The sequence below is a fragment of the Chitinophaga sp. CCNWYY40 genome, from assembly GCF_037483205.1.
Lineage (GTDB): Bacteria > Bacteroidota > Bacteroidia > Chitinophagales > Chitinophagaceae > Chitinophaga > Chitinophaga ginsengisegetis.
The window spans coordinates 1-13496 of record NZ_JBBHLF010000008.1 but is presented as its reverse complement, the minus strand read 5'-3'; the positions used below and the strand labels follow the sequence as shown (position 1 = coordinate 13496).

Annotated in this window: 12 protein-coding genes and 1 rRNA gene; 3 read left to right on the top strand and 10 right to left on the bottom strand. The window is 43.0% G+C overall.

What is annotated here, in order from left to right:
• Window positions 1-131: 131 nt before the first annotated feature.
• The 9 genes from rhuM to V7S65_RS27865 form a co-directional block, all read right to left on the bottom strand.
• Window positions 132-1115, bottom strand: coding sequence for a RhuM family protein (gene rhuM, locus V7S65_RS27905; RefSeq protein WP_336389233.1), 984 nt, complete (start codon window positions 1113-1115; stop codon window positions 132-134).
• Window positions 1116-1162: 47 nt separating this feature from the next.
• Complete coding sequence (locus V7S65_RS27900) at window positions 1163-1504, bottom strand: helix-turn-helix domain-containing protein (RefSeq protein ID WP_325531766.1); 342 nt, start codon at window positions 1502-1504, stop codon at window positions 1163-1165.
• 5 nt (window positions 1505-1509) lie between these two features.
• On the bottom strand, window positions 1510-2637 hold the full coding sequence (locus V7S65_RS27895; protein WP_336389234.1) for a tyrosine-type recombinase/integrase: 1128 nt from the start codon (window positions 2635-2637) through the stop codon (window positions 1510-1512).
• The gene (locus tag V7S65_RS27890) at window positions 2634-3041 is read right to left on the bottom strand and encodes a helix-turn-helix domain-containing protein (protein WP_336389235.1); all 408 of its coding nucleotides are present in this window, start codon (window positions 3039-3041) and stop codon (window positions 2634-2636) included. The genes V7S65_RS27895 and V7S65_RS27890 overlap by 4 nt, the downstream gene beginning before the upstream one ends.
• A 273-nt stretch (window positions 3042-3314) precedes the next feature.
• Window positions 3315-4697, bottom strand: coding sequence for a tRNA uridine-5-carboxymethylaminomethyl(34) synthesis GTPase MnmE (gene mnmE / locus V7S65_RS27885; RefSeq protein ID WP_336389236.1), 1383 nt, complete (start codon window positions 4695-4697; stop codon window positions 3315-3317).
• Between the two features lie 136 nt (window positions 4698-4833).
• Window positions 4834-5670: an energy transducer TonB gene (locus tag V7S65_RS27880; RefSeq protein WP_079470954.1), complete on the bottom strand. Its 837-nt coding sequence runs from the start codon at window positions 5668-5670 to the stop codon at window positions 4834-4836.
• 37 nt (window positions 5671-5707) lie between these two features.
• Complete coding sequence (locus tag V7S65_RS27875) at window positions 5708-6322, bottom strand: ExbD/TolR family protein (protein WP_079470955.1); 615 nt, start codon at window positions 6320-6322, stop codon at window positions 5708-5710.
• A 64-nt stretch (window positions 6323-6386) separates the two neighbouring features.
• Window positions 6387-7040: an ExbD/TolR family protein gene (locus tag V7S65_RS27870; RefSeq protein WP_079470956.1), complete on the bottom strand. Its 654-nt coding sequence runs from the start codon at window positions 7038-7040 to the stop codon at window positions 6387-6389.
• A gap of 69 nt (window positions 7041-7109) precedes the next feature.
• A complete protein-coding gene (locus tag V7S65_RS27865) occupies window positions 7110-7964 on the bottom strand; it encodes a MotA/TolQ/ExbB proton channel family protein (RefSeq protein WP_336389237.1) in 855 nt (284 codons plus the stop codon).
• 736 nt (window positions 7965-8700) lie between these two features.
• On the opposite strand from V7S65_RS27865, the gene V7S65_RS27860 reads away from it, so the two are divergent.
• From V7S65_RS27860 to V7S65_RS27850, 3 genes are all read left to right on the top strand, one after another.
• Window positions 8701-11262, top strand: a complete 2562-nt coding sequence (locus V7S65_RS27860) for a zinc-dependent metalloprotease (RefSeq protein ID WP_336389238.1) — start codon at window positions 8701-8703, stop codon at window positions 11260-11262.
• A gap of 140 nt (window positions 11263-11402) precedes the next feature.
• Window positions 11403-12428: a LacI family DNA-binding transcriptional regulator gene (locus V7S65_RS27855; RefSeq protein ID WP_079470960.1), complete on the top strand. Its 1026-nt coding sequence runs from the start codon at window positions 11403-11405 to the stop codon at window positions 12426-12428.
• Between the two features lie 32 nt (window positions 12429-12460).
• Window positions 12461-13300 (top strand): hypothetical protein, encoded by an 840-nt coding sequence (locus tag V7S65_RS27850; RefSeq protein ID WP_079470961.1) that lies wholly within the window; start codon window positions 12461-12463, stop codon window positions 13298-13300.
• Window positions 13301-13387: 87 nt separating this feature from the next.
• Here the strand turns inward: V7S65_RS27850 and rrf are convergent.
• Window positions 13388-13496: ribosomal RNA gene (rrf, locus tag V7S65_RS27845) — 5S ribosomal RNA — on the bottom strand.

Here is a 13496-nt window from a genome sequence, read left to right as displayed (position 1 = left end):
ACAAAAACAGAATTAGCATATTTATAATTGATAACCGATAAATTCTAGTTTATCTATAATTAAAAAAATCCACTTTCCCTGGATACTTTTTTCATGAACATTACTTTTAAAGTGGTAAGAGTAAAGGAACATTAATTTCTAAGATTTATTAAGTTCACAACAACTTTAATCATCATCTCTTTTTCATCCGGTTTTGACTCTGCAATCATAAGTGTGAGGGCCACCAAGGCGTTATCCGCGATCTTCTTTGAACCGTCAAAATGATATAAAATTCCGTTTTTCTCTAAAAACCATACAAATAAAAATGCAGCAATACGCTTGTTCCCGTCCGAGAAAGAATGATTCTTAGTTACAAAATATAATAAGTTCGCTGCTTTCTCCTCAACACTTGGATAAAGATACTGACCGCCAAATGTCTGGTATATTGCAGCCAGCGATCCCTGGAAAGATTCGTCCTTTTCATTTCCGAAAAGCGAACTGCCGCCAAATTTATCGCGGAGTCCCTTGATAGCATCCATCGCTGAATGGTAGGTAATTTCAAAAAGATTCTCCGGTGTTGTTGATTCAATTTGCAAAACTTGATGGTCATACTTATCTAATACATCAAGCGCATAAGTATAATCAGTAATTACCTTCAATAAGCCAATGGCCTCATCTGAATTAAGGTGCTTACTTTCCATCACATTTCCCAATAACTTCACTGTCTGCTTCAATTCCTCCAACTGACTTGATTTCTCTTGCAGTTGTTTCTTATTGACCACATATCCTTTGGTTAAATACTCCTTTAACGTCTTATTGGCCCAGATACGGAACTGAGTACCTCTTTGAGATTTGACACGATAGCCAATTGAGATGATCACATCTAAATTAAAGTACTCAACTTGATAAATTTTCCCATCTGCTCCAGTTGTTGCATTTTTTGCAACAACTGAATTTCTCTCTAACTCCTTCTCTTTGAATATATTAGATATATGCCTGGATATTACAGACTTATCACGCGAAAAAAGCTCCGCAATATGGTTCAGGCTTAGCCAAACTGTTTCGTCTTCTAGTTTTACATCGATAGTCGTTTCGCCGTCCACTGTCTGATAAATAAGAATCTGATTACTTTCCATAAAATGTAACTATTAAGTTTGGTTAGCAATTTGCCTATAAAATGATTTTAACTTTTAAATACTCTTTGCTGCATATAACGATTAACATATTCATCCACTGAACAATCCGAACCATTCTCCAATCCCTTCACCCAATCTAATATCTCGGACTTCTTAAATTTCAACAGCTTCCCCATTCTAAAATGCGGCATCTCCCCCTTCGCACACTTGTTATAAATAGTGTTCGCATCCAGCCGGAGAAAATCCGCCAGTTCCTTTACAGACATGATTTCACCGCCACCGGCTGGCCGGGGCTTTTTCGAAACAGTTTCCAGCAATTCAATCATTAACGATTTGATCTCCCGGATATCAGATTCCATACACAATAATCGTTGTTCTATTGAAGCCATATTCATCAGTTTAAGTGATCATAAATCGCCTTGTTCGCGGCTTTGGCCCTTGTTACATCAGGCACCTGCGCATAGATTTGGGTTGTTTTCACATGTTTGTGGTTCAGCATTTTGCTGACTACATATATATCTTCTCCTTTCTCAATAAGGTCAGTCGCGTATTTGTGCCGCCAGTTATGGAACTTGGCTTTGTCTTTCAATCCTACGCTGGTGAACCATTCCTGTAGCTTTGTGCGTGTACGGGAATAGTTAAGATCAGGAAATACAAGGCTATCTTCCTCCGGTTTGTCTCTGAGAATTGCATAAGCTTGTTTACTGATATAATGTTTAAAAGAGCGGCCCGGTTTAGGATCGACAATGTATGCATACCATGAATCCAGTGGAGTTGAGTAATGCAGATCGCTCCACTTTAATATTTTAATAGCGCTGAAGCGGAATCCGGTAAGCAAAGCAAAAATAGAAGACCTGAAAACAGTATCATCATCCACCGGGTTTTGAATTAATAACTTTAATTCTGCGTCGTCCAGTATCTGGCGATGTGTATCTATATTGCCTATCCGTTTAACGCGGATGGTATAGTCTTCCGGGAGAAACCTGTCCAGGTAAGCTTCTTTCACAATGATTGTAAATTTATCATAGTAAGAAGCGGCTGTATTCTGCGATAGCTTTGTATGTTTGGATTTCAGGGAATGCGTATTTAACAGGAATTGCTTGAACTTTTGGAGAAAGATTTCATCTATATGTCTGAATTTACAATGGTCACCCATCCATTTATGAAGATACTTAACGGCTGTTTCGTAATGAGTGGTATCAACATTCTCTTGCTGCTTATCCCGGATGAAACTCTTCGCATAAAGAAAGAAATCCGCATCCAATGAATCTTTATTAAATAAGCCATTTTCCTCCAGCATCAATGCTTTCATGCGTTTGATGTAAATTTTCTCGGCAATTTCACTATATAACTTGTTCTCCTTGACCTCCAGCGGAGTAACAGGATTAGCGTGTACATACAGGTTCAGGAACTCCCGCCTGGTAAAGCGCTTGTTATGCGGATTCCATACCGGCGGATAATAATCGATGTATAAGCTCAGCTTCCCCCCTTTCAATTTCTTCTTGCGCAACTTCCCTCTCATTTGTTCCCGAATTTGGTGATGATATAATTCATTACTGTTTGGCGGTGAAAGAAAAGACTACGGCCAATGCGGAGCCGTGGAAACTCGTTATCATTTTTTATAAGCCGGAATAAGGTACGCTGACTTATCCGGGTGATTGCGGATAAGGCTTTAATGTCTACCAGCTCACTGGGTTCCTGTGGTGGTAATTGTATAGGAACATATACAACCTGGGAGCCTAATGCTGATTGAAGCATTTTGTCTTTGGTTTCAACATTGGAGTCTTCTACCTTTTTATTCTTTTGACGGAGTTTATAATTGCGTCTTGCGCATTCAAGTGAGCAAAACTTGGTAACCGTCTTTTGGGCAACGAATATTTCATTACAATGTTCGCAGATCTTTCTTATTCTGATATTACTGCTCATGTGGAATTATTAAAAAACAGAAATATGGGTTATAAGAGGTATGCTTATCCGGGTCGTCTACTATTTAAAAACTGTCTATCACTGTCAATTACTGCCATCATTTCTCCAAAATAGAAAATTCTGTACCTCTTTCTATACTATTCGAAAGGTACACTTTTGGGGGTCCAAAACCAAAAAAATCAGTGGAAAATATAAAAAATTTGTTCGGCTAAAATCGTTTACTACATTGAGTTTAGAAAGAATATGAAAATAGAGAAAAGTATGAGAAAGCCCCTATTTCCCGATACAAAACTTACTAAAAATATAATCCAGCCTGTCCTCATTCGTCACTTCCCCTGTTATCTCTCCTAAATAATGCAAACAAAGCCGGATATCCAGTGCCAGCAAGTCTCCCGGCAAACCGTTATCCATTCCCTGTTTTACATCCTGCAATGATTTCAGCACTTCCTGCAGTGCGGCATGATGGCGGGCGTTGGTGATGATGGTGTCTTCTGTATTAACATCACCGGCCAGTACTTTATGTACCAGTGCGTCTTTCAGGTCCTGGATGTGTGCATGATTCTTTGCAGAGATAAAAAGTATTTCAGGTATACCTGCAAATTTATTGCGGATGGCTGCTTCGCCGGTGATATCTGTTTTATTTCCTACCAGGAGATAGTTTACGCTTTGTGATTCAAAAGCGTTAATCTGATTACGTATATCCGTTTCAGTGAGTTCATTCACATCAAAGAGGTAAACGACTACTCCGGCCTCGCGTATTTTCTCCATCGTTTTCTGTACACCGATACTTTCGATGGTATCCAGACTTTCGCGGATACCGGCGGTATCTATGAGCCGGAAAAGGATGCCATCGATGTTAAGTATTTCTTCGATGGTGTCACGGGTGGTGCCGGCGATATCGCTGACGATAGCGCGGTTTTCATTGAGAAGGGTATTCAGGAGTGTAGATTTACCGGCATTGGGTTTACCCACTATCGCGGTGTTCACGCCGTTTTTGATAACGTTTCCCATCCGGAAGGAATCAATGAGGTGCTTCACTACTCCGGTGGCATTGGTAACGAGGGTATATAGGCCCGTACGATCGGCGAATTCCACGTCTTCCTGGCTGAAGTCCAGTTCAAGTTCAATCAGGGCGGAAAAGGTGATTAATTGCTCGCGCAGGGCATGTAATTCTTTAGAGAAGCCACCACGCATTTGCTGCATAGCAGTTTGATGGGAGGCGGCGGAATTGCTGGCTATCAGGTCGGCCACGGATTCGGCCTGTGTGAGATCCAATTTACCGTTCAGGAATGCGCGTTGGGTAAATTCGCCTGGCTTGGCCAGGCGTGCGCCGGCTTTGATGGTAGCATCAATGATTTGTTGCTGGATATAGGGAGAACCATGACAGGATATCTCGATCACATCTTCGCCGGTATAGGAACGGGGACCTTTATAGAGGCTTACCACTACTTCGTCGATGATATGACCATTGGAAACGATGTTGCCAAAATGCAGGGTATGACTGGCTTGCTGCAGGAGATCCTTTGCCGGGAATAGTCCGTTACAGATAGCATAGGTGTCGGGGCCACTCAGCCGTATTACTGCAATGGCGCCGAGGCCGGGTGCTGTTGCTACCGCCACAATTGTATCATCAAATCCTGTTAATTTACCCAGCATACCGTGATTAGTTTATGAATATTCCCAAAGGGCACAAATTTACGGACAATCGGGACTATCACCAATTCCTGAAAATCAAAAGTCCCGTTCCAACGATGTTGAAACGGGACCTTTGAAAAATATGTTTGATACAGTACTACTCCTGCAAAGTAAAGCGGATAGGGAGGTTGAACTGTACAGAAACCTGGCGGCCATTTTGCTTACCAGCTTTCCACTTAGGCATGGTTTTCACCACACGCACAGCTTCTTCTTCCAGGCCACCACCTTTTGCGGCACCTACTGTTTTTACATCTTTAATATTTCCTTCAGAATCTACTACGAACTGAACGAATACTGTACCAGAGATACCGTTTTCCTGCGCAACGCGTGGGTAACGGATATTTTTGCTCAGGTACTTGGCCAGTGCTTCTTCTCCACCAGGGAAGGTAGGAGGCTGCTCTACGAAAGTGAAGATTTCTTCTTTTGCAGGAGCAGGAGGCGGGCCTACTACACCGGTACCTTTACTATCTTCCAGTAATCCCGGATCAACTCCGTTTGGATCACCGTCCACAGTTTTGGTACTGATGGCTTTATCCTTAATATCCTCATGTTTCGGAGGTTCCTCATCCGGTGGTACTTCATTATCCTTCTTAATTACAGGAGGAGTGAACTGTACTGACGGTTTTACCGGTGGCGGTGGCGCAGGCGGTGGAGGTGGCGGAGGTGGCGTTTTCGGATCATCCGGTAACTTCACATCCTCCATCTTAATTTCCTGTATCACCGGCTTCTTTGTGTTTTCACCCTCAGAAGCTTTAACCCACTGTGATATCATGTACGTTGCAAAGAATATTACAAACAATGACGCGGTTCCTAAAATGGCATTCCGCACACGCTTATTATACTGTCTCCGCAAATCGTACGCCCCATAATCCTTGTTCCTGCCGTCAAACAGGATATCAAGAAAATCGGACTTTAAGACTTTAGCAGAATCCATTGTTGTTGTTTTATGATGGATGCAAAAAAATAATTAGTTATTTAGCCGGCGGAGCTGCGGGAGTACTTTGAACACCGTTAGCTGCTTCTGTAGATTGTATCCATTTTTTATCCTGGTCACTGATATCTACAGTTGCATAACGTTGAATCCTGTTGATGGCCATTTCATCAAGAATATCTACGAAATTCTTGTAATTAGCCTGATCATCAGCTTTAATAATCACCACAACATCTTCTGGTTCACCTTTTGCATTTCTCAGTTTGGCAACCTCATCCCTCTTTCTGATGATCTCATCCCTGATTCCTCCGGTATTGGCAAAAGATGTTGCCTTGAAGAAGTCAGGATTAGCAGAGGCATTCGGGTCTTGTGCCAAACCTTCGTAATAGTAAACACGATTATCTTTTCCGAGTAAAATGGTCAGGGCCGTACTTTCTTTTACTTTGTTCTGGTCCTTTTCATTTTCGGTATCCTTTGGCATGATCAAGTCCATTGTTTTGGGCTTGGACATGGTAGTGGTAAGCATGAAGAAGGTAATCAGGAGAAAACCTAAGTCTACCATCGGTGTCATATCTACACGGGTAGATTGTTTCTTGGATTTCGTCCCACCGTGTTTCTTGCCACCGCCACTACTACTGGTATCCATTTCTGCCATAGTAGCCAATTTTTTTTAGTTCTTAAATCAACAGTCTTCCAGGTCAGGAAGCAATTACTGTCGTTTACTTCTTAGGTGCATTTGCCTCTTCCCAGGCAGCAGTACCTTTAGGTGCTTCTTCCAGGTTTGTAACCAGGTTCAGCTTCTGAATATGCTTCTTTTTGAAGGTATCCAGGATTTCTTTGATCTTTGGATAAGGAGTCTGGTTGTCTGCTTTGATACAGTACTTCAGCTTCGCAATGCTTCCGCCTTGTGCTGCAACACCATATTCGATCCAGGCACCTAACTCATTATTAGCAGAATCTGTAGGAATTCCTTTGTCCAGTCCTGATTTCTTACGTTCGTCCTCAGAGAGGGAGAGGTATTGTTTCAGGTCTTTAATTGGTGCTCCAACACTGGCGCCGGTTACAAAGCTTTTAATTTCTTTATCGTCCAGGCCCAGTTTATACTGCGTGTTCAGATCTTCTATCAGCTTCTTTCTTTTGGGCTGACCATCCATACTGAAAAACACTCTGCCATCCTTATCTACTGTGAATAACAACACATCAGAATCAGGTAAAAGGGTGGTGTTAATAGAGGATGGGGTAACTACTGTTACCGGTTCATCCGGTTTAAACTTAGTCGCCAGCATAAAGAAAGTTAACAGCAGGAAAGCCACATCACACATTGCTGTCATGTCAATGGCCGTGCTTTTCCTTGGCATTTTAACTTTAGGCATCTTTACTCTGTTTTATGGTTTACTTTAAATAGATTCAAAACCGCTCAAATTCCACAAAATAATCTCAGATTATTTGTGGTTTGCAGCGAAGCTCTGAGTTAAAGTAAAGCCAGATTCGTCAATAGCGTAAGTGATGCTATCAATATTGGTAGTAAAGTAGTTGTACATTACGATCGCAATAGCAGATGTACCGATACCCAGTGCGGTGTTGATCAACGCCTCAGAGATACCTAACGCCAGCTGTGCAGAATCCGGAGCACCACCAGAAGACATTGCAGAGAACGCCTTGATCATACCCAATACTGTACCGAACAGACCCAACAGGGTTGCTACTGATGCAATGGTAGACAGGAACACCAGGTTCTTTTCCATCATTGGCAGTTCCAGTGCGGTAGTTTCTTCAATTTCATTCTTGATGGTCAGGATCTTCTGTTCTGTGTCCAGATCAGCATTGGTAACCATTTCTTTGTACTTTTTCAGACCTGCTTTCAGTACGTTTCCTACAGAGCCTTTCTGTTTGTCACACTCAGCCAGTGCTGCGTCTACATTTTTGTTAGCCAGGTGATACTGTACTTTACGTACCAACTCAGAACCGCTGAATTTACCTTTTGCTTTTGACAGGTACAGGAAGCGCTCGATTACGAAAGTCAAACACACCAGTAATACTGAAATCAATACAGGTACTACTAATCCTCCCTTGTAAACAGTACCAAACCATTTACCGATACCTGAATCTATAGGATGTCCATCGGGATTATTACCCTGAAAGTTGGCTGGATTACCTAATACAAAAAAGAAAAACAGGAATCCTATCACTAAGCAGATAGGCACAGCCAACGTAGCGAACAGGTTGGATGACTTTTTAGGTTGATGAGAAGAAGCCTTAGCTGTAGCTGCAGTCACAGTTGTTTTAGTCTCAGCCATGTTGATTGAAATTTTAGTGTTAAAAATTAAACTATTGTTTGTTAGAAGTTTCTATTCACTTTAGAATGCCCCTCAGCACCCAATTTACTGTTTTAATCAGTGATTCGCAAAGTTATACGGTTGGTCCAAAAAAACAAGTGCAGCCCAAAAAAACCCACAAAAATTAACCTTCACACGTAAAAGCCCCATCACAGGGCTTTTAGACCACTCATTTTTTTAGAGCAAACACTTACATAAGCGAATAAACCAATATTGCAGTTCTCACAACTGATTGTTACTGTCCCAATTCTTGAAATAGTTTGATTTTTTTCAAAGTTGGACGCACAATTTAAGAAAAAATTCAAATGTTCCAACAGAAATCTCACAATTCTGCTAACTTATTTATTCCCGCGCCAGTAAACACTTTCAGGCGACGCTAATAGCATTTAGCAACACAACGTCGAATATTCCCCGCTTCATAACTTGAAAATCAATACGGCAGCGGCAATCAACTCTTCCCCCTCTATCCCTGCCATATGAAATTATTATTTGCTATAATAATAAATACTTACATAAAAAAAGTTGCCACCGCAACTATTGTTCCAACGCCTACCATTCAATTTAGCTTCTTTTTTTCCATTCCTACAGCCATTACCGCGTTTATGGATTTTCCTGATAAGTTAGTACTTAAAATACTTACTTGCAAAGGTTTTTAAAAAAACATAACAACTAATCAAGAACCAATTATTAAATCGTAATGACCAAACCATTTCATCACAAACTGATAATAGCCGTGGCAGGCGCACTTTGCCTGGGTATTACCGTTTATCAACCTGCCAGCGCACAGCGGAAAAAACACCAACGCAACGCCGCGCCAACTACTCCTGCTCCTGCCAAAGACTCTACCGGGAAACCTCCCATGATCAAGCCAGGACCCAAGCCAGGACCTAAACCCTTCGCCGAAGTAATTACCGATAAAGCCAAAGCTGACTCCGGCCTGTTCAATATCTACAAACTGGATGACCGCTTCTTTTTCGAAATCCCTGATACCCTGCTCGGAAGAGACGTACTGGTAGTAAACAGGATCTCCAAATCGGCCGCAGGCCTCCGCGCCATGATGATGGGCTTCAGCGGCGATATCATCGGCGAAAATGTGATCCGCTTTGAAAAAGGCCCCAACAATCGCATCTTCCTGAAAAATATCTCTTATGCCGATGTTTCAAAAGATTCTACCCAACCTATGTTCACGTCTGTGAGCAACTCCAATCTGCAGCCTATCGTTGCAGCATTTGATGTAAAAGCAGCATCTAAAGACGGGAAAGGTACCATTATTGACCTCACAGAATACATCAGCGGGGATAACGATATCCTGTTCTTCGACGGCCAGGTTAAGAACATGCTCAAAATCGGTGGTGCTCAGCCAGATAAATCTTACATCTCTGATGTAAAATCCTATCCGATGAATACCGAAATCAAAACCGTAAAAACATACAGCAAATCCGGCGGTCCTGCCGGCCCGGGTATGCCCCCTTCTCCGGGCGGTAATGCTACCGTGGAACTGAACAGCTCCATGGTATTGCTTCCTGCTGTGCCAATGCAGCCACGCTACTTTGATCCCCGCGTAGGTTACTTCACCACCAGCGTAACCGACTTCGATGCGGATCCGCAAGGTGTAAAAAGACTCCAGATGATCACCCGCTGGCGCCTGGAACCCAAACCGGAAGATATGGAGAAATATAAACGCGGTGAACTGGTGGAACCAGTGAAACCCATCGTGTTTTACATTGACCCTGCAACGCCGGTAAAGTGGCGTAAATACCTGATCATGGGTGTGAACGACTGGCAGTCGGCCTTCGAACAGGCGGGCTTCAAAAACGCTATCATCGCTAAAATGGCGCCTACTCCCCAGGAAGATTCTACCTGGTCTATTGAAGACGCCAGATTCTCTGCTATCGTATACAAACCTTCTGATGTGCCCAATGCAAGCGGTCCTCACGTACATGATCCCCGCTCCGGTGAAATCATCGAAAGTCATATCAACTGGTACCACAACGTGATGCATTTGCTGCGTAACTGGTATTTTGTGCAGGCATCTCCCAACGATCCCCGCGCACGTAACATGCAGTTCAGCGATGAACTGATGGGTGAACTGATCCGCTTTGTATCTTCCCATGAAGTTGGTCATACCCTCGGTTTGCGTCATAACTTCGGCTCCAGCTCTACCTACCCGGTTGAAAAACTGCGCGATAAGGAATGGGTGAAAAAGAATGGTCATGCAGCTTCTATCATGGACTACGCACGTTTTAACTACGTAGCACAACCTGGCGATGGCATCACCGGGGCTGATCTCTATCCCCGCATTAACTACTACGATAAATGGGCAATCGAATGGGGCTATAAACTGCTCCCACAGGCCAAGTCACCGGAAGCAGAAACACCAATTCTCAATAAAATAACAGTTGAAAAACTGAAGGATAAGAAGTTCTGGTTCGGTACCGAATCAAACCCGGATGATCCAAGATCACAGAATGAAGACCTGGGCGACAATGCCATGATTGCCAGTACATATGGTATAAAAAACCTCCAGTATATTATGCCTAATCTCCTTAGCTGGACAAAGGTAGATAACGAAGGTTATGCAAACCTGACTGAACTTTACAGGGAAGTAGCCGGTCAGTTTAGCCGTTACATGGGCCACGTAGCCAAAAACGTAGGCGGTATCTACGAAACACCTAAAACCGTAGAGCAAGCCGGTGGCGTGTACGAATACGTACCCAAAGCGACCCAGAAAGAGGCTATACAGTTCCTGAACAAGCAACTGTTCACCACTCCGAAATGGCTGATTAACCAGGATTTATTAAGCCGTATAGGCAGCGATGGCGTTTCCCTGATCAGTTCCCGTCAAACACCGGTGCTGGACAGGCTGATGGGCACCAATACCATCAATAAACTGATTGCCGGTGAAGCTGCCCTGGGAACACAGGCTTATGCCCCTGTTGATATGCTGAATGATCTGAAAAAATCCATCTTCTCAGAACTTTATACACATCAGCCGATAGACGTATACCGCAGAAACCTGCAACGCGACTATGTGGATAACCTTGCTGAACTGGTAGCTCCAGCTCCCCCCGCCAATCCAATGATGGGTGGCTATGCACCTCCTAGTGCATCCAAGTCAGATGCTGCAGGCATTGGCCGTGCCCAGCTGGTAGCCCTGAGAACTGAGCTGCGCGCAGCTGCAGGCAGTGGCGACAGCATGACACGCAACCACCTCCAGGATCTGATTGCCCGTATCAATAAGGCACTGGATCCTAAATAACGAATCCGCATACACGAAATATCTGCACCCTTCCCGGTAACTCCGGGAAGGGTGTCTTCGTTTTATGGATGTTCAAAAGCTTATAAATTATTGTGGAAAATGCTTAATATCGCTGCATTATTAACCTAGACGCCTCAAAAGTGAAAGATCGGACTAACAAAATTACGATATACGATATCGCGCATAAACTGAATCTGTCGGCATCTACTGTTTCACGTGCACTGCAAAACAATCCGCTCATTAACCTGGAAACACGTGAAAAAGTACAAACCGCAGCTACAGAAATGGGCTATGTACCCAACTGGATTGCTTCCAGTTTGCGCAAGAAACGGTCGAACATTCTCGGCCTTATCGTACCACGTACTTCCATGTACTTTCAGAGTACGGCTATCAGCGGTATTCAGCATGAGGCGCATAAATATGGGTTCAGCATTGTGATTGGTCAGTCGGATGAAACTGTGGCGATGGAGAAGGAATTAGTACATACTTTTTACTCCCTTCGTGTAGATGGATTACTGGCGGTGGCCTCCATGTTTACCACCAACTTTGATCATTTCAGCCCGTTTATCAAGAACAATATTCCACTGGTATTTTATGATCGTGTACCTACCGATTTCCAGGGTTATACTATTACCGGAGATGATTTCAGAGGCGGCTTCCTGGCCACCGAACACCTGATCAAACAGGGATGCAAACGTATTGCCCATTTTTCCGGGGTACTTACCTGTAACCTTTATCAGCAAAGGCTTTCAGGTTATAAAGAAGCATTGGCACAATACAATATTCCTTTCGACGAAGAGCTGGTTTATATCCACGACCTGACGATGGACTCTGCGACTGTTGCTGCGCAACAATTATTTGACACACAAAAAATGCCGGATGGTATGTTTGCCGCTAACGATAGTTCGGCGGTTGCTTTTATCCGTGAAGCGAAGAACAGGAATATTGCTGTTCCCGGGCAGATCAAAGTAGTGGGCTATTCCAATGATCTTTCTTCCCGTATTATTTCCCCTTCTTTAACTACCATTGAACAATCGGGTTATAATATGGGGCAGAAGGCAGTGGAAACAATTGTCCAACTGATCAATCATGATGAAACGGTGAAGGTGACAAAAAATTACGTATTCCCGGTGGAGTTAATCAAGCGGGAATCTACCGGAATATAATTCAATACTAAAAACTGATAACCTACAACTTTATGAAATCTTCCATTTATGTAGCATTATTCTGTACTGCTGCAGTTGCCGTATCCTCTTGTAACAAGCGTATTTACGTGCCTAACCAGGTAAATGTTCCACTGTTGAAAGAGAAATATGAATTCAAAGGCAGTATTACTCCTACTAATCTGCAGGGGGCTTTTGCGGTGACTGATAATATCGCCATCATGGCAAATGGCCAGTATCTGTGGGGATTTAATTATGCAGATCCGGCCAATAATTATGATGATGACAATGATTTATTCCGGGATAATAACACCCGCGGAGGATTGGTAGAGGGAGCAGTTGGCTTTTTCAAGCCTATCGGCCCAAATAAGAAAGCAGTTTTTGATGTATATGCAGGTTATGGCAGCGGAAATTTCAAAACGCTGACCGGTAATTACAAGTCGGATAACGACGGTACAGGTAACATTAACCTGAATGACTACGTGATAAAAAACCGTTTCAGTAAGGTATTCATACAACCCAGTTTCGGGCTTGCCCATCGTGTGGTGGAAGCTGCGTTCAGCAGTCGTTTTTCCCTGATCAATTTTTACGACAGCAATATTGGCGTAAAGGCATTTGAAAATAATGCGGCAGAACAGAGTAAATATATGCGTATCTACGACAAAACTGTGGTGTTCTACGAGCCGGCGTTTACGGTGCGGGTGGGTTATAAATACGTAAAATTTCAGGCGCAGCTGCAGTTTTCAACGCCATTAAACGACAATAGTTTTTACGACGATAATACTAATGATAAGAACTTTAACGAGTATTTCCAACCGGTGAATTTTAATATGGGTGTTGCGATAAATCTGGCGAAGTGGTATAATCGTAAATGATAGATAATTTTTGGGAAGATAATTTCCGGGAGATGATATAAAAAAGAACGCCTTAGTGTTTGAAACACTAAGGCGTTCTTTTAATAAGTATGGCAGCTACCTACTCTCCCGCATGATGTTGCAGTACCATCGGCCATGAGGGGCTTAACTTCTCTGTTCGGAATGGGAAGAGGTGAACACCCTCGGCATAACCACC